We start from the raw sequence: 17,901 nt of genomic DNA, 5'->3' as shown, positions 1-17,901 counted from the left end.
TATTGAAGCTTTGATAAAATCATTACGCCACTTGCTTGGGATAGACCAAAAGTCTGCCAGACGTATGGCTTTTAATTGCTATAAAGTGATCGCAGTAAGGATATACATTTAGCAGAGTCTTTATTAAAAAAGATGTCGGAATTGGCCACTGTGGTTGTGTGTCGTGCTTTTACTGAACAATCTTGCTGTGATATTTTTCTAATGTTTATCAAGAAAAATGGGTTAAATCTGTGTCGCAAAAACTTATTCAGACATTTGCAGCATTGAACAAATAAGGCAATTTTCTAACCGTTACTTTATTTTTATGGGACGCTTGTTACCTTTAGATAGTATTGACCCCGATAATATTGGTTTACCTTTACTTGAGCAGCGATTATCTACGGAGCCCATCAAGGAAGTTATTTTAGTAATGAACCCGACAGTGTAAGGTGAAGCTACTGCGAACTATCTTACATAATATGTGTGAGGAGGACGGAATATCTGCGACTAAAATTTTCCATGCTGTACCACCTATCGGAGGGATCTTGAGATGGTCGATGAAATCACTTTATCTCATGCACTAGTGAGACGGCAGCTAATGAACTTTAACTGAGTAAAGTCGTTTTTGTAAATATAGTATTTGAGTTTATTTGGACTACTTCTTTAAAGATAAATTACATCAACAGTCGCCCCATAGCAAAAATTATTTTTGTAAAAATCGAGTTTTTATCATCGACTTTAATAAATAAAATTTATAATTGATTTTATTTATTAAAGGTAAGAAAATAAGAAAAACATTAAAGTTTTCTTCATATTATATGAATAAATATTAAGATATGGCGTCAAACTAGATTTAAGTGTAAATTTAAACTTTTAATAAAAAATTATAATGAATGCAATAAGGCTTGGAAGAAAGAAAAAAATAAAAACCTTAATTATTACATAAGATCAGGTGCTGAATTGTCTTATACTAGGGAAAATACAATGCGGATATTATCATTTAATTAAGCTGTACCAGTAAATAAATACTTATAAAATGTAAATTACTCTATTTCTTTCTTAAGAAGAAAGACGAAAGTTTATTATTTTTAATTTTCTTTTGCTTGAGTTAACTTAATTTTAAAACTTCGACTAACAATACTTTATGGCGCATAAGCATTATCATTGTAAATCAATTTTAAATATTTCTTATTAAAAGCATGATTAAATTTAATCATATACTTACATGATAAGTAAAAAATTTCTATCATTATTTTTAATATACAGCACTTGAAACAATTCTTTATTAACCCCATGTCGTAGACACCTTTTTTTAGTTTAGAAATCAATTGATAAAAAATTTCTTTTTCTCTTTCATTACAATAATTTAGATTGAGGTAGCTTCATGAGTATGCAAGACCAAGAAACCCGTGGGTTTCAGTCTGAAGTAAAACAACTGCTTAGTTTAATGATCCACTCACTGTATTCCAATAAAGAAATTTTTTTACGTGAATTAATTTCAAATGCTTCTGATGCGGCGGATAAATTACGTTTTCGCGCGCTCTCTTTACCAGCATTGTACGAAGGAGAAGCCGAGCTTCGTGTCCGCCTGTCTTTTGATAAAGACAAACGAACATTGACATTGAGCGATAATGGTATTGGTATGACCCGTGATGAAGTCATCGATAATCTTGGCACCATAGCAAAGTCTGGAACCAAAGCTTTTCTAGATTCACTCGGATCGGATCAATCGAAAGACAATCAACTCATCGGTCAGTTCGGTGTTGGTTTTTATTCTGCCTTTATCGTTTCAGACAAAGTCACAGTGCGCACTCGTGGTGCAGGCGTTGCATCTGAATTAGGGGTATTTTGGGAGTCAAAAGGAGAAGGAGATTACAACCTTGCCACAATCACAAAAGAAGATCGAGGTACAGAAATTACCCTGCATCTTAAAGAAGGAGAAGACGAATTTTTAAATGACTGGCGATTACGTTCTGTCATTAGCAAGTATTCTGACCATATTTCATTACCCGTTGAGATTGAGTGTAAAAATAAAGACGAAAACCAGAAGGGTAGTGAAACAGAAAAAAATAATCTTCATGAAAAAACCCAAACTGTTGTTACATGGGAAAAAATTAATAAGACTCAAGCCCTCTGGACTCGTCGTAAATCAGAAATCACAGATGATGAGTATAAAGCCTTTTACAAGCATATTACTCATGATTTTACCGACCCGCTTAATTGGAGTCACAATAAAGTAGAGGGTAAACAGGAATATACAAGTCTACTTTATATACCCACTCAAGCACCTTGGGATATGTGGAATCGTGATCATAAACACGGCTTAAAACTGTATGTGCAACGTGTGTTTATTATGGATGATGCCGAACAATTTATGCCAAATTATTTGCGTTTTATTCGCGGATTAATCGATTCTAATGATTTACCATTGAATATTTCTCGTGAAATTTTACAAGATAATCGAGTGACTCAAAATTTAAAAAGCGCGTTGACAAAACGTGCATTAGAAATGCTGGAAAAACTCTCTACAGAAGACAGTGAAAAATATCAGCAATTCTGGCAACAATTCGGTATGGCTTTAAAAGAAGGCCCCGCTGAAGATTTTGTTAATAAAGAAGCTATCGCTAAATTATTACGATTTGCATCCACTCACACAGACAGTTCTCTTCAAAGTGTTTCTTTGGAAGATTACCTCGGTCGTATGAACGAGGGGCAGGTAAAAATTTACTTTATTACAGCAGACAGTTATGCTGCTGCAAAAAATAGCCCACATTTAGAATTATTCCGCAAAAAAGGGATCGAAGTTTTACTGTTATCTGATCGTATTGATGAATGGATGATGAGTTATTTAACAGATTTTTCAGGTAAAAGCTTTCAATCTATTAGCAAAGCAGATGAATCACTCAATAAGATGGCTAACGAAGATCATCACGGTGAGCAGAAGAAAATAGAACAGGCGTTACAGCCTTTTATTGAGAGAGTCAAAACCTTGTTGGGTGATAGGGTCAAAGAAGTTCGCTTTACACATCGTTTAAGTAATACACCGTCGATTGTGACAACAGATGCTGATGAAATTAGCACTCAAATGGCAAAACTACTTTCTGCATCAGGTCAAAAAGCGCCAGAGGTCAAATATATTTTTGAGTTAAACCCTAATCATTTATTAGTAAAACGGGCTTCAGAGGTCAGTGATGATACTCTGTTTGCTCAATGGATTAATTTATTATTAGATCAAGCGTTATTGACTGAGCGAGGTACGTTAGATGATCCACATCATTTTCTCCGAGCTGTGAACGAATTCTTGATGGCTTAATTACTGCACACACGGTGCGAATCGGCCGTTTTAATAAACGGCCACAATTTTTGTTTATCACTCTACTTTCCTTTTTATTCACGCCTTTTTGTCAGATCCACAAGAAATGCTATAGTCGCGGACTTTAATTAATAACTCATCTAATAAACAATAAAGGAGATTAATGTCATGCGTATTATTTTGCTGGGGGCTCCGGGCGCTGGCAAAGGGACTCAAGCCCAATTTATTATGAAAAAGTACAGGATTGCACAAATTTCTACTGGTGACATGTTACGTGCCGCGGTAAAAGCCGGTACAAAATTAGGGCAGCAGGTTCAAGGTATCATGGCAGAAGGAAAGCTTGTCAATGACAATTTAGTGATTGCCTTAGTCAAAGAACGTATTCGTCAAGAAGATTGCAAAGAAGGTTTTTTATTGGATGGTTTTCCTAGAACTATTCTCCAAGCGGATACAATGGCAGAAGCCGATATTAAAATTGATTATGTACTTGAATTGGTGGTGCCAGACGAATTTATAGTGGAACGCATTTCAGGCCGGCGTGTCCACATGCCCTCTGGGCGAATTTATCATTTAAAATTTAATCCCCCGAAAATTACAGACAAAGACGATATTACGGGTGAATCTTTAACACTACGCAAAGATGATCAAGCAATCACGGTTCGCGAACGATTGCTGGAGTATCACCAGCAAACAATGGCATTAGTCAATTATTATTGTCAGCGCGCAAAGAGAGGGGATACAAAATATTTCAAATTAGATGGTATTCGAACAGTGAATGAAGTCAGTCAACAGCTGTCGAGTATCCTCGGTGAACGTTAGATAGATTAATGAAATTTGAATCACGAATGGATCGATATCATACTATATTAACAACCATTGTCATGCAGTATGCTAATGGTCAAAATCCAATGTTACACACTTTTAGTCGTTGTAAGAATTAGAACATCTTGCAGCAAGAAAATCCAGTTATTAGCAATACTATTCCTATGAAGATTCCACTAGGAAAAAACACCAGTTCCTAAAGAAAAATAATCGCTGCCTATTTACCCATTATGATAGGAGCTCTGGTATCTTGTCGCATCCAGAGATATCTTAGCCTCTCATTTTAACGTCATAGTTTTCATAAAATTCCTATTTATTTTAGTTTTTATTGGGTAAGCAAGGCTTTATCTGATGTTTATTATTAAAGCTAGTAAAAATGAATGCTAGTAACACTCGATGCCATAGAACTAATTTTTGATGACTAATACAAGCTCGTTGAATTAGGATTTATTGCATTAATAAATAGGCGTCATCTTGTGGCTACCACACTGACCTCCTTTAAATTTAAAAATAATACTTAAGTAACGCTTTTTTATAAAATACCATTTATTAATATCAAAAACATTTTCAACCATACAATAAATCACAATTAAAAAACATTTTGGGGTCAGTAATCGACAAGATAAGAAAAAACTAAAGAAAGAAAAAATTTTTTATTTTCAAATCATAAACGCCCATGACATTGCTTATATTTTTTACCAGACTGACATGGGCAAGGATTGTTGCGACCTATTTTTTCGCCATTGATTTTGTGTTTTGATTCCCATACTAATTGTAAGGTTTTTTCATGATTTTGATGGCTCAATTCTTGTTGCTTCCCGGCACATTCTGTTTCTTTCAAATATTCAAGTTCCACAGGTTTCACTTCTTCCGGCATACTGATCTCAATTTTACTGAGCAAGCTGATCACTTCATATTTTAATGATTCCAACATAGAAGAAAACAGAGAGAAAGATTCCCGTTTATATTCCTGTTTGGGATCTTTTTGTGCATATCCCCGAAGGTGAATCCCTTGACGAAGATAATCCATCGCTGCTAAATGCTCTTTCCATAAAGAATCTAAGGTTTGCAACATGACGCTTTTTTCTAAACTGCGCATCATTTGAGCGCTTATATTCTCTTCTTTTTGATGATGGCTTTCAATCACTTTCTGTAAAATACGGTCACGCAGGGTGTTCTCATATAACTGAGGTTCTTCTTCTAACCATTGAGCTATAGGTAAATTCAGTTCAAAATCTTCTTTAAATCGTTGCTCCAAACCATGAACATCCCACATTTCTTCTAAAGATGCAGGGGGAATATAACGATCAACAATCATCTGTAACACATCTTCACGTATATTGCTGATCGTGTCACTGATGTCGTTGGCGTCTAATAACTCGTTACGTTGCCTGTAAATGGCTCGACGTTGGTCGTTAGCAACATCATCATATTCAAGCAGTTGTTTACGAATATCAAAGTTTCGGCTCTCTACTTTACGTTGCGCATTCTCAATCGCTTTGCTGACCCATAAATGTTCAATCGCTTCTCCAGGCGCCATTCCTAGTTTACGCATCATCCCAGATACACGTTCAGAGGCAAAAATGCGCATTAATGCATCTTCCATCGATAGATAAAAACGGGATGACCCTGCATCTCCCTGACGACCTGAACGGCCTCTCAGTTGATTATCAATACGGCGGGATTCATGACGTTCTGTACCAATAATGTGTAATCCTCCTGAGGCAAGTACCGCATCATGACGAATTTTCCAAGCTTCTTTAATCGCCATCATCTTTTTTTCAGAAGGATCAGTCAGCGCCGCTATTTCACTTTTCCAGCTGCCACCCAATACAATATCAGTACCTCTCCCTGCCATGTTAGTGGAAATGGTGACCGTCCCGGGCTGGCCTGCCTGGGCAACAATTTCTGCTTCTTTTGCATGAAATTTTGCGTTTAAAACTTGATGTTGGATACCTGCTTTTTGTAGTTCAGAAGAGATAAGTTCTGATTTTTCAATGGAAATAGTGCCAACTAAAACCGGTTGCCCATTGGCAGTACGTGAGCGAATGTCTTTAATAATTGCCTCCATTTTTTCCTTCTCTGTCATATACACTAAATCCACTAAATCTTGGCGTATCATAGGCTGATTTGTAGGAATCACGATGGTGTCTAATTTATAAATAGATCTGAATTCAAACGCTTCCGTATCCGCAGTCCCTGTCATACCTGCTAATTTTTCATACAATCGGAAGTAATTCTGGAAGGTGATAGAGGCAAGGGTTTGATTTTCATTTTGAATGTGCACTCCTTCTTTAGCTTCTATTGCTTGATGTAAGCCATCAGACCAACGGCGACCTTCCATAGTGCGCCCTGTATGTTCGTCTACAATGAGTATTTCATCTTTTTTAACAATATAATCCACGTTACGTATAAAAAGCATATGTGCCCGTAATGCTGCCGTGACATGGTGCATGAGAATAATATTGGCAGGGGAATAAAGTGATTCCCCTTCTTTCATTATGCTATTTTCTATTAACATTTTTTCGATTAAAACCAAGCCACGTTCTGTTAAATAGACTTGACGGGATTTTTCATCCACCGAAAAGTGCCCTTCGCCTTTAAAGGTATCTGAATCTTCTTTTTCTTGTCGAATCAAGTGAGGTATCAGTGTATTGACCTGAATGTATCTATCAGAACTATCATCAATAGGGCCAGAAATAATCAGTGGTGTTCGAGCTTCATCAATCAAATTAGAATCGACTTCATCTACCAGTGCATAATATAGTTCCCGTTGGACACGCTCTTCTGGACTAAACACCATATTATCGCGCAAATAATCAAACCCATATTCGTTGTTAGTACCATAAGTGATATCAGCCTGATAAGCTTTACGTTTGCTATTCGAGTTCATGCCAGCGAGATTAATACCTACAGTAAGCCCAAGAAATTCAAATAACGGACGATTATTTTCTGCATCTCGTTTGGCCAAATAATCATTGACCGTCACAATATGCACGCCTCGTCCGGTCAAAGCGTTTAAATAGGCCGGTAAAGTCGCTGTTAATGTTTTACCTTCACCTGTACGCATTTCTGCAATACAACGTTCATTGAGTACCATGCCTCCGAGGAGCTGAACATCAAAATGCCTCATATCAAAAACACGTTTACTGGTTTCTCGTACTACTGAAAAAGCTTTTGGTAGTAGACTTTGTAATGCCTCACCTGCCGCTAAACGTTCTCGAAATTGAGAAGTTTGAGCAGATAATTCTTCATCCGATAATTGTTCAATTTTTGATTCCATGCTGTTGATCAGATCAACAACTTTATGCATGCGACGCAAAGTACGCTCATTACGGCTGCCAAATACTTTAGTGAGTAATTTGATTAACATGATGATGAGTATCTCTAAAAGACAAAAGGTTCAAGAAAGAAGATAAATGCTGTACAGTATTTTTGGTTGAAGCAAAACTATTTTATCATCAAACAGGTTTCAAACATGCCAAAACGTCAAAGCCGACCACAAAGACTCAACATTTTGCTCCAAAAAGAAAGCCAAGAAGATAGGCTCGAAGAGCTTTTATCACAACCCGATCAAACTAAAAACATAGAGCAACATGCCATTGGATTGCTTAAGTTAAATGCGGTTGTAAAAAAATTGTTGTCACCCCCTTTACAACCATGGTGCCGTGTCGCCAATTATCGACAAAATATTTTAGTATTAGACATTGCTAATGGAAGCTGGATGATGCGTTTACGTTATGAACAGCTTAACCTTCTCTCAGCATTGAGAAAACAAATTCTACCATCATTGTGTTCAATCCACATCAGGATTAATCCGATCTTAATGTTAGAATTTCACAATACGAAACAAAAACTCGAAGGAATGAAAAAAAGAAATCGATGAATTAAACCGCTGCTGCCTGAGCTTGAAAACAGCCCAGTAATTAGTGAACCTAGCGAGCAAGAGTCCGAAAAAACTCAGCGATGCCTTAAAACGTTTAGCAGGGTTAGTAAACAACTCGACATCCACGCCGCCGATCTAAAGGAGGAAAATTTCAAGCAGTACCAGAAAACCTCTTCAGATAAACCGTGCTTAATAAGGGGACTGATGTATCTCCCCTACTGCACGGCCAGAAGGATCGGCGCTCTTTTTGAAAGACGCATCCCATTCCATTGCTTTCGCGGAAGAACAAGCCACCGAAGGCCCTCCTGGAACGCATTTTGCAGCAGATGGTAGCGGAAATAATTCCTGAAATATCTCACGATACAAATAGCCTTCTTTCGATGTTGGAGTGTTGTAAGGAAAACAAAGATGTGCTGCTTCAAGCTGTTGATCGCTGATTTGCTGATTTGCCTTTTTTTTCAAAGAGTCTATCCAACTGTAACCCACGCCATCAGAAAATTGCTCTTTTTGACGCCAGGCCACTTTTGCAGGCAAGTCAGACTGAAAGCATTCGCGTAAAATCTGTTTTTCGATTTTTCCATGACCACACATTTTTTCTTTTGGATTAATGCGCATTGCCACATCTAGAAAATATTTATCTAAAAAAGGGACTCGAGCTTCCACCCCCCATGCTGCCATTGCTTTATTCGCTCGAGCACAATCGTACACATGTAATGACAGTAGTTTTCGTACCGTCTCTTCGTGAAATGCTTGCGCATTAGGCGCTTTATGAAAATAAAGATAGCCTCCGAAAATTTCATCTGATCCTTCACCAGAGAGCACCATTTTGATTCCCATGGCTTTAATTTTGCGAGCCATTAAATACATGGGTGTAGACGCACGAATAGTGGTGACATCATAGGTTTCAACGTGATAAATCACATCTCGTATCGCATCTATACCCTCTTGAACAGTGAAATGAATTTCATGATGAACTGTGCCGAGCGCTTTTGCCACTTCTTTTGCAGATAATAAATCAGGAGCGCCCTCCAGACCTACAGCAAATGAATGCAGTTGTGGCCACCAAGCCTCAGTATATTGGTTGTTTTCCACTCTGCGTGCCGCGAATTTTTTGGTGATAGCAGAAATAATAGAAGAATCTAAACCGCCTGAAAGCAGTAATCCATAAGGGACATCCGTCATCAAATGACTTTTTACAGCATCTTCTAATGCCTTTATCAGTTGTTTTTGATCTATTGTATTCTCTTTGATTTGATGATAATCAAACCAATCTCTCTGATAATAGGAGGTGATTTCTTTATTTTTGCTCCAAAAATAACTGCCTGGAGGAAACTCTTTTAATGTTTGACAAACAGGCATTAGCGCTTTCATTTCAGAAGCCACAAACAGGGTACCATTCTCGTCCTCTCCCATATATAATGGGATGATCCCTAAGTGATCACGCCCGATTAAAAAAGTGCCTTTTTCTTCGTCATAAAGAATAAAGGTAAACATTCCTTGAAGTTCATCTAAAAACTGCTCTCCTTTTTCTTCATACAGCGCCAAAATGACTTCACAATCTGAATCCGTTTGGAATTCATATCGTTCTTTATATTTTTCCCGTAATGCTTGATGATTATAAATTTCACCATTGACCACAAGAATATGGATTTTTTTCGCGTTATAAAGAGGTTGAGCGCCGCCATTGATGTCAACAATGGATAAACGCTCATGTACCAAAATAGCTTTATCACAAGCATAAACACCAGACCAATCCGGGCCACGATGTCGCATCAGTCTCGACATTTCTAACCCTTTTTTTCGTAATTCGGCTGGGTCTGTTTTTAAATTCAACACTCCAAAAATAGAACACATAATCATTTTCCTATTAATCTGCAATAAAACGTTTTGTTTCAGTTAAAACCTGCAATAAAAGTGATAATCCTGACGTATCATTTTGGATTATATTCCCCCTTTGATCGTAAGTATGGTAACTGCCATTATCATCCAGAACGATCATTGTATTGAGTGTCACTACCAGTATTTTTTTATTTTTTTTTGTTAATATCCAAGGATATAGGCGTTCAGGCGTAAAAAGATTCTCACCTTGTGAATACTCTTTAACTGCCGTTGTAGTATGTAACAATTTTTGCATGATCGTCGCCATAATATCTTGATGACTGGTTAATTTGTGGATGATTTGCATAGAGATCTTTGGCCAATAAACGATCAGAGGCACCTTAGAAGGAATTATTTTATTTTGATTTTCTGCAGCCGAATATGTGCCTGTAATAATAATAACCGTTTTAGTGAACTGATGATCTTTTTTCAGGACATCTATTATCTCTGAAATCTGTTGATCAATATTTTTGATACGCGCCTCATATGGCTCTATAGCAGTTGAGGAAGTGTTAAAATGAATATAAGAAAACCATGGACTCGTATTTAATTTTTTACTAAACCATTTATACCATTCTTCAGTGGTTTTTCGGTTGCTCTGTAACATAGGCGCAGGCAAAGAAAAATCTGTGAATAGAGCCTGTCTATACAGAAGGTTTTTAAAACCATCAGAGGAAAATAATCCAAATTGATAGCCTTGTGCCTCTAGCGAGCAAATGAGCACAGAGGGTTTTCGAGTAAATAAGATGCTATCAAGATAAGTGGATGAAATTCCATAAAATAGCCCTAATAATCCAGTTTCTTCTTTACTCCCTGAGCTGTAATGATTTTTAAATTGAAGATGCGCTTGAGCAAATGCGCCGGCTTTAAGCATCGCCTTTTCAAAATCAGGGGTTTTGATGTTATTAATCACAATCAACAATAAGTTGTAGCCACTTCCTTTATCGTCAAAAGTAAGTTTACTCAGGGGATACTCTATCGATGACGCATTTACTTTGTCATTTTCTATCAGCTGTTTTTCATATTTTTGTTGATTGAATAAACCATATTGTTGCAAAAAATTGCGTGCCGTCATAGGATAAGAAAAAGGAAGATTTGATCTTTGCATAGTAATAGGTCGGTAAAAATGCGCATCAGCCCAACTGTATAAAATATGAGAAGTACAGAAAGCAGTAATAAACAACCCTATTAATAAATTAATAAATATTTTTTTTGTGGATGTTCTTAATTTTTGCCAACAAAAAATACTAACTAACATCTCAATCGAAAAGATAATCGGTATAGCAATAAACAAACACAGCCAATCTCGGCTCATTTGAGTTTGTTCAGGGTTAATTAAAAACGCCCATATCATAGGTGTCATATGTAAATGAAATCGAGTAAAAATTTCACCATCAATAAGCAGTAATGCCAGCCATGATGTCGCAAGAATAACAGAAAAAAATCGAAGTAAGCGTTGAGAAAAAATAATGAAGGTTAACGGAAATAAGATTAAAAGATAAACCACAAAAATAATAAAGCTAAAATGCCCAAGCCAACCGACCAAGGCATAAACACGCCCTAAAAAAGAAGTGGGGCAGTCAGATACAAATAAATATCGGCTGCCAAATATTAAAGTTAAAAATATATTAAAAAGAACAAACCAATGCCCCCAACTGATCATCTGAGAGAGTTTTTCTCTATAATGCTGACGCTTCATGCGCAAAATAGTCAATGGCTTTATATGCAATTTTTTGCCCAATTTTTATCCTTAACTCAATGAAACTATTTATTTTCTGATTAAAACATCTATATCAATCAATGGCATCAGGCATTGCAGTACTTGATTAAAAACTTACTCTCTGCTTTAATAAAAAATGCTAATTTTTTACTTTTTCAAGATAACATTTGAATCCGGATAAGATAATAGCGTTCGATCTGGAATATAGATTTTTGATATTAATTATCATTCATTGCCGTAATACTAAAACCGCCATCTACATGTAATATCTCACCGGTGATGCCCGCTGCTAAATCAGAACACAAAAAAGCGGCTGAATTCCCCACATCTTCGATTGTCACTGTACGACGAATGGGTGCCATTTTTTCAAATTGTGTCAGCATTTTTCGAAAATCCGAAATACCAGCAGCGGCTAATGTACGAATAGGACCAGCAGAAATACCATTAACTCTGATCTGTTTTGGCCCTAAGTCATTGGCCATATAACGGACATTCGCTTCGAGAGAAGCTTTGGCTAAACCCATCACGTTATAATTTGGGATCACTCTCTCAGCACCTAAATAGGTTAAGGTCAGTAAAGCCGCGTTTTCGTTGAGCATCTTTTGGCAAGCTTTAGCCAAAGCAACGAAGCTATAGCTACTGATATCATGTGCAATTTGAAAACCTTCACGAGTGACCGCTTTAATATACCCCCCTTCTAATTGATCTCTAGGCGCAAAACCAATCGAGTGCACAAAACCATCAAATTTAGGCCAATGTTGAGATAATTCTAAGAACAAACCATCGATGCTTTTATCTTTGGCAACATCACAAGGAAAAACCAATGTTGACTCCAAATTTTTGGCAAATTCTTCTACGCGATATTTTAATTTTGCATTTTGATAAGTAAAGGCTAGCTCAGCCCCCTCACGTTTCATGGCGTGAGCTATTCCATAAGCAATAGAAAGCTTGCTAGCAATACCTGTGATGAGAATACGTTTTTCGGCAAGAAAACTCATAGTGATTATCCTTATTTGATGATTTTGACGGAATGAGGCTGCTAGAAAATAGGCGAACCCTATATTTTTAATATCAATGCATTCGAATATTAAAAATCTTTATTGTCTTGACGCCAAGACCCCGCCGTTAATACTTGACTAAAATGGCGTGTAATTAAGTTTTGAGTAACATGATGTAAAGGCGAAGCCAAAACTTCAGCGGTGTGACCATGCTCTATAATTTTCCCCTCGCTCATAACTATCAGTTGATCACTGATGTGTTTGATGATGCCAAAATGTTGAGTGATATAAATATATGAAATACCCTGTGTTTCTTGTAATTCAAGCATTAAATTAATCATTTGAGCTTGCATCGGCATATCCAATGAAATCAAAATTTCATCGGCAATGATCACTTTAGGTTGCAAAATAAGCGCATAGGCTAAGGCGATACGTTGTTTTTGACTTAAAGTGAGCATATGAGGGTAATCATTCGCATGTTCTGCAGACAAACCGACCTGCCGTAAAATTTTATGTATTTGTTTTTTACGTTCTAAATCCGTTAAACAGGTATGTAATTTAAGCGGGATATTTAATAATTCTCCCACTCTTTGACGTGGATTAAGTGATATATCCGGATCGGGTAAGATCATCCGTATTTGTTTGCTACGATAAGCATAATCACCATACTGAAGAAGATGGCCATTGAGTAATAACTCCCCTTCAGTTTGCTCTATCCTGCCTGATAATATTTTGGCTAGTGTGGATTTGCCAGAGCCGCTTTTGCCTATCACTGCCAAGGTTTTACCTTCTTTTAAAGTAAAACTGACAGACTTCAATGCTTCATCATATTTTTGAAAAAAAAACCCTGTACGGTAGTAGAAAATTTTGCTGAGGTTACGCACTTCAAGCAGACAGTCCGACATTATTGCTCTTCCATGTTTAACGGAAAATGACAGGCAAAAGCATGATTTTTTATTTGTCTTAATTTAGGCGTTTTAATACAAATTTTTTGTGCATAAGAACAACGAGGCCCTAAACGACAACCGATGGGTAAATGATCTAATGAAGGAATAACGCCGGGTAAAGTATTCAGGCGGCTTTTATGTGGCAGAAAATGTCCGAAGTTAGGCATTGAGCGGATCAGGGCTTGAGTATAAGGATGATAAGGCGTATTTAATAATTCATACCGATCCGCGCTTTCTACTGTTTGACCGCAATATAATACATTAATTCGATCTGCCCAATGACTTATCATGTGTAGATCGTGACTGATCAATAAAATAGTGGTACCATTATTTTTATTTAAACGTGTTAAAAAACGAAAAATTTGTGCTTGAGTTGCTAACTCCATCGAGTTGGTGGGCTCATCTGCAATCAAAAGTCGGGGTTGATTCGCTAATGCAATGGCGATCATGACTTTCTGGCATTCTTCTTGTGTTAATTGATAAGAATAATTTTTCATCATTTTTTTCGGATCTTTAATACCAACCCGATGAAGTAATTCAAAAGCACGCCGCAAACGCCAGCGAAACACTTGCCACCAACGACCTTTGTAGGTCGAGCTTGGTATTGATTGAATCAATTGTATGCCAATATTTTTTGCAGGGTTCAAGCAGGACTGGGGCTCTTGAAATATCATAGAAATATTTTGTCCTATTAATTTGTGCCGTGCACGAGGGGATAATTTTAATAAATCAATATCATTGAAACGAAAACGATCAGCTGTGATGCGCCAGCTTTCTTTGCTCACACCGCAAATGGCTTTGGCAATCAAACTTTTGCCGGAGCCAGATTCACCCACTACACCTCTTATTTCGCCCTCACTTAATATCATACTGACCCTGTCAACCGCTTTTACAGGGCCACCTGTCGTCATAATGGTAATGGTCAGATTACGAATATCAAGTAGTGGCATCACCGCACACTCTTATTGATAGCTCTGTATAAGCCATCGCCTACTATATTAACAAAAAGAATACTAATTGAAATCAATATACTAGGAAAAAAAACCGCCAAAGGGGCCTCTCTGAGTAAATGTATCGAGCTGCCTAACATGGCCCCCCATTCTGATGAGGGAAAAGGGGCACCTAGATTTAAAAAACCAAGTGCCGAAATATCAAGGATCGCCATGGATAAAGATCGTGTTAATTCCATCACCAACGTTGCAGAAATATTAGGCAAAATAATGCTGAATAAAATATATAATTTTAAGGCACCCTCCAAACGAACCGTAATCACATATTCTTTATCTAGCTCATCACGGATTAGATCATAAACAGTGCGGGTCATTCTCGGTAAAATCGCCAAAAAAACTGCCAAGGTTGCTTTGAATAAAGATGGAGATGAGAAAGCCACAATCAGGAGAGCTATCAATAAAGAAGGAAGAGCAAATAAAGTATCAAAAATATGTTTCATTACGAACGCCGTAAAACCTCGACTCATACCCCCCAATACGCCTATCAATAAGCTCAATAACGCGGCGATACAGGTAACCAGTAATGCTGATCCAAAGGTCATCGCTGCTCCTGACAATAAACGGCTCAAAATATCTCTTCCTCGATCATCCGTACCAAAAAAAAAAGATACGCTCCCATTATGTGACCAAGAAGGCGGCAATAAGATCTGATTTTCAAAAACCAGATCAGCAGAATAAGGGGCAATCAAGTGTCCAAAAATACAAACTAGCACCAAACAGAGAACACCATAAAAACCAGTCATACTCAGTATATCTGTGTAAAAAATCTGCCAGATCGTCTTTAAAATACCGGGTGGTTTTTTTTCACTATAAACGTTTCCAATGCTATCGAAGGGCATACCATTCCTTTTTTTGTGGACGGGCCATGAGGATGCCTAAAACATCTGCAATCAGACAGATGATCAACACAGTCGAACCTATTGCAGTGACAGCGGCCGAGAGCACCGCATAATCTTTATCAGTGAGCGCGTTTATCAGCCAGGGCCCCAATCCTGGGCAATCAAAAATTACTTCGATGATCATCGCCAAACTTAATATGGTTGAAAACTGCCAGCCTAGCTTGGTGATGATGGGAGGCAGTGCATTAGGTAAAATGTGATAAAAAATCATTGTCAAAAGAGATAATCCCCGTGTTGCCGCTGCTTTAATATAATTTTGATTCATCACATGATAGGTACTGATACGTAATAAGCGTATGACTTCACTACAGGAATGAATGGTCAATACAGTGACAGGCAGAATGAGATGTTTTAATGTATTTATCATATGCTCTTTTCTATTGGTTACAGAAAACCAGCTGTCTATTAAAGACAGACCCGTGACCTGTTGAATGTGATTTAAAGTTGAAAAATGTCCGAAATAAGCTAACCAATTCAAGTGCATGGAAAAAAAAAGGATGAAAAGTAATGCCAATACGAATACGGGTATCGAAAATCCGATCAACGCTAAAAAACTGATCACGGTATCTGGCCACCTCCCTTTTGTTATACCTGCTGTTATGCCCAATGGCACACCTAAAAACAAGGCCAGCAAAAACGCAAGAAAACATAATTCCATAGTAGCGGGGAAAATCACTATGATTTGATCTGTGATCGATTGCCCGTTAGTGTTTGAAACACCGAAATCCCATTGTAATAGATCATTAAAAAAATGATAGAAAGCTTGTTCTAGGGAGATATGATGCAGAGGCGCTAAAACAGGAAAAAATTTTAGGCTAAAACTAATAAGCAAGAGTATCGGCAGGATCATAAAAAACAGTAAAACGCGATGTAAAGCCAAAATGATCATGATATCAGTACTTTTTGTTTTGATGATGCCCTCGTGCTTTCGCAAAAGCGAAAAAGCAGACATTCTCTTGGCATCATTTTCCCATGTTTCGTTAGTAGTGAGTGGATTAGTCGCTATTACATTCACCACATCATCAGAGTTGGTCTGTTGTTGAAAAGCCACTTCTATATCTTAATCTAATAAAGTGGCTTTGCCAAAAAGTGCACGACTGGTGATCCAGAACAATTGGGTCGCGCAGAAGGCCATAAGATATCACTCCATCAGACAGTAACATATTAAAAATTCCTACTTTTCTTAATTAGGTTGATAACTCTTCAATAAAATAAACACAGATGACCAACACTTTGAAATAGAATGATAACACTTTGATAATTGGCTAAGTATCCAACAGAACGCATCTTCACTATCTGTGTTCTCAATAGGTGTTATAGCGCCCGTATCCAGCTGTTCGCAATCTTTAAATTGATCATTATGAGCGTAAGTCTAGTATCGCCCGCATACAGCCATAGTAAACGGATGTATATTTTCTAATGAGACAGTGTTAGCTTGTCGAATATGTAAGATTACGATGCTAGATTTAATAAGATAGTCTTGTATAAAACGAGCAATAAGCGAATGAAAGCAAGCCTGATAATCTTTGCATGTATGGTATCCGTAGCCTTCGTATAGTGTAATGCCACAGCCGTCTTTATGAGGACCTGTACTCCCCGTTTAATAACCCCTGTAAAACTAAAGAAAATATCTGTGGATACATTGGCACTCATACCCAGCAATTCACACATTGCCTTCCTCCTTTAAAAAATTAAGAGATTCGTTGTTGATGTCCATTTTTTGTTCAATCAGAAAAATCAATATATGTATTATTTTAATGTGAATTTCTTGAATACGATCAGCGTACCCATGATGAGGAACACAAATTTTGACATCAGCAAGGTTTGACATTGCACCGCCCATCTGTCCCGTCAAAATAATGACTTTCATTTTTTTTTGTCGTGCTGATTGGATGGCCTTAATGATATTTTTAGAATTACCCGAGGTAGACAAAGCGAATAATACATCGCCTTCACAACCCACTGAATCTACATAACGAGAAAAGACATGCTCATAACCAAAATCATTCCCGACACAAGAAATATGACTAACATCAGAAATTACAATGGCCGGATACCCGGGGCGATTTTCGCGATAACGCCCCGTTAGTTCCTCAGCAAAATGCATCGCATCACAGTGAGAGCCCCCATTACCGCATGAAATGACTTTTTTACCTGCGTGAAAGGTATCAATCAACAAAAAAGCCGCCTGTCTAACAGGATCAAGATTTTTATCTTCGCTCATAAACTGATTTAAAATCTGCGCTGCTTGCTGTAACTCAAAACGAATTAAATCAATACACATGTTCTTTTCTCTCTATTGATGCGGTAAGAGTGTTTAAGCCATCAGCATAGGCTCATTGGTTAATGCTTGAATCTTCTTTTTTCAATGTTACAATACGGCAATTTATTTTATTGCATCCTGCGATTAAATTAACCCTTAATAGAAAGTATCTCAAGAATCATTAGT

The 17,901-nt window shown here is 37.3% G+C and carries 11 protein-coding genes and 3 pseudogenes; 4 read left to right on the top strand and 10 right to left on the bottom strand.

Translation table 11 applies throughout. The features are described 5' to 3' along the window. The first annotated feature begins 1 nt into the window (after position 1). The 3 genes and pseudogenes from recR to adk all read left to right on the top strand — a co-directional run bounded on the left by recR (position 2) and on the right by adk (position 4,111). Positions 2-592 (top strand): annotated as a pseudogene (gene recR / locus CICURV3402_RS03510) (recombination mediator RecR). 777 nt (positions 593-1,369) lie between these two features. Further along, complete coding sequence (gene htpG, locus CICURV3402_RS03505) at positions 1,370-3,292, top strand: molecular chaperone HtpG (protein WP_187306946.1); 1,923 nt, start codon at positions 1,370-1,372, stop codon at positions 3,290-3,292. A gap of 168 nt (positions 3,293-3,460) precedes the next feature. Continuing rightward, positions 3,461-4,111: an adenylate kinase gene (adk, locus tag CICURV3402_RS03500; RefSeq protein WP_158379867.1), complete on the top strand. Its 651-nt coding sequence runs from the start codon at positions 3,461-3,463 to the stop codon at positions 4,109-4,111. A 667-nt stretch (positions 4,112-4,778) separates the two neighbouring features. On the opposite strand, the gene secA is transcribed toward adk, so the two are convergent. Continuing rightward, positions 4,779-7,487, bottom strand: coding sequence for a preprotein translocase subunit SecA (gene secA / locus CICURV3402_RS03495; protein ID WP_158379866.1), 2,709 nt, complete (start codon positions 7,485-7,487; stop codon positions 4,779-4,781). A 105-nt stretch (positions 7,488-7,592) separates the two neighbouring features. Here secA and CICURV3402_RS03490 point away from each other — a divergent pair. Next, positions 7,593-8,139, top strand: a pseudogene (locus tag CICURV3402_RS03490) (DUF721 domain-containing protein). A 50-nt stretch (positions 8,140-8,189) separates the two neighbouring features. On the opposite strand, the gene asnB reads toward CICURV3402_RS03490, so the two are convergent. The 9 genes and pseudogenes from asnB to lpcA all read right to left on the bottom strand — a co-directional run bounded on the left by asnB (position 8,190) and on the right by lpcA (position 17,736). Beyond that, positions 8,190-9,854, bottom strand: coding sequence for an asparagine synthase B (gene asnB, locus CICURV3402_RS03485; RefSeq protein WP_158379865.1), 1,665 nt, complete (start codon positions 9,852-9,854; stop codon positions 8,190-8,192). Positions 9,855-9,867: 13 nt separating this feature from the next. After that, positions 9,868-11,583, bottom strand: coding sequence for an LPS biosynthesis-modulating metalloenzyme YejM (yejM, locus tag CICURV3402_RS03480; protein ID WP_158380011.1), 1,716 nt, complete (start codon positions 11,581-11,583; stop codon positions 9,868-9,870). A gap of 233 nt (positions 11,584-11,816) precedes the next feature. After that, on the bottom strand, positions 11,817-12,596 hold the full coding sequence (fabI, locus tag CICURV3402_RS03475; protein WP_158379864.1) for an enoyl-ACP reductase FabI: 780 nt from the start codon (positions 12,594-12,596) through the stop codon (positions 11,817-11,819). Positions 12,597-12,685: 89 nt separating this feature from the next. Further along, positions 12,686-13,501, bottom strand: a complete 816-nt coding sequence (locus tag CICURV3402_RS03470) for a peptide ABC transporter ATP-binding protein (protein WP_158379863.1) — start codon at positions 13,499-13,501, stop codon at positions 12,686-12,688. Then, the gene (gene sapD / locus CICURV3402_RS03465; RefSeq protein WP_158379862.1) at positions 13,501-14,493 is read right to left on the bottom strand and encodes a putrescine export ABC transporter ATP-binding protein SapD; all 993 of its coding nucleotides are present in this window, start codon (positions 14,491-14,493) and stop codon (positions 13,501-13,503) included. The genes CICURV3402_RS03470 and sapD overlap by 1 nt, the downstream gene beginning before the upstream one ends. Next, positions 14,493-15,392: a putrescine export ABC transporter permease SapC gene (sapC, locus tag CICURV3402_RS03460; RefSeq protein ID WP_158379861.1), complete on the bottom strand. Its 900-nt coding sequence runs from the start codon at positions 15,390-15,392 to the stop codon at positions 14,493-14,495. Before sapC ends, sapD begins: the two co-directional genes overlap by 1 nt. Then, entirely contained in the window at positions 15,379-16,341 is a 963-nt protein-coding gene (locus CICURV3402_RS03455) for an ABC transporter permease (protein ID WP_158380010.1), read from the bottom strand. The genes sapC and CICURV3402_RS03455 overlap by 14 nt, the downstream gene beginning before the upstream one ends. Next, positions 16,338-17,123: pseudogene (locus CICURV3402_RS07830) on the bottom strand (class II glutamine amidotransferase). The gene CICURV3402_RS03455 and the pseudogene CICURV3402_RS07830 overlap by 4 nt, the downstream one beginning before the upstream one ends. Beyond that, on the bottom strand, positions 17,116-17,736 hold the full coding sequence (gene lpcA / locus CICURV3402_RS03445) for a D-sedoheptulose 7-phosphate isomerase (protein ID WP_158379860.1): 621 nt from the start codon (positions 17,734-17,736) through the stop codon (positions 17,116-17,118). The pseudogene CICURV3402_RS07830 and the gene lpcA overlap by 8 nt, the downstream one beginning before the upstream one ends. Positions 17,737-17,901 lie beyond the last annotated feature (165 nt).

The sequence above is a fragment of the Candidatus Williamhamiltonella defendens genome (genome assembly GCF_900699045.1).
Taxonomy (GTDB): Bacteria; Pseudomonadota; Gammaproteobacteria; order Enterobacterales; family Enterobacteriaceae; genus Hamiltonella; species Hamiltonella defensa_A.
This window is presented reverse-complemented; position numbering and strand designations above follow the sequence as displayed.

Excerpts from the sequence above, each read along its gene's own strand:
- CICURV3402_RS03470 (WP_158379863.1), bottom strand. The coding sequence starts at position 13,501 with ATGTCGGACTGTCTGCTTGAAGTGCGTAACCTCAGCAAAATTTTCTAC.
- lpcA (WP_158379860.1), bottom strand. The coding sequence starts at position 17,736 with ATGTGTATTGATTTAATTCGTTTTGAGTTACAGCAAGCAGCGCAGATT.
- sapD (WP_158379862.1), bottom strand. The coding sequence starts at position 14,493 with ATGCCACTACTTGATATTCGTAATCTGACCATTACCATTATGACGACA.
- asnB (WP_158379865.1), bottom strand. The coding sequence starts at position 9,854 with ATGTGTTCTATTTTTGGAGTGTTGAATTTAAAAACAGACCCAGCCGAA.
- secA (WP_158379866.1), bottom strand. The coding sequence starts at position 7,487 with ATGTTAATCAAATTACTCACTAAAGTATTTGGCAGCCGTAATGAGCGT.
- fabI (WP_158379864.1), bottom strand. The coding sequence starts at position 12,596 with ATGAGTTTTCTTGCCGAAAAACGTATTCTCATCACAGGTATTGCTAGC.
- CICURV3402_RS03455 (WP_158380010.1), bottom strand. The coding sequence starts at position 16,341 with ATGATCATTTTGGCTTTACATCGCGTTTTACTGTTTTTTATGATCCTG.
- adk (WP_158379867.1), top strand. The coding sequence starts at position 3,461 with ATGCGTATTATTTTGCTGGGGGCTCCGGGCGCTGGCAAAGGGACTCAA.
- htpG (WP_187306946.1), top strand. The coding sequence starts at position 1,370 with ATGCAAGACCAAGAAACCCGTGGGTTTCAGTCTGAAGTAAAACAACTG.
- sapC (WP_158379861.1), bottom strand. The coding sequence starts at position 15,392 with ATGCCCTTCGATAGCATTGGAAACGTTTATAGTGAAAAAAAACCACCC.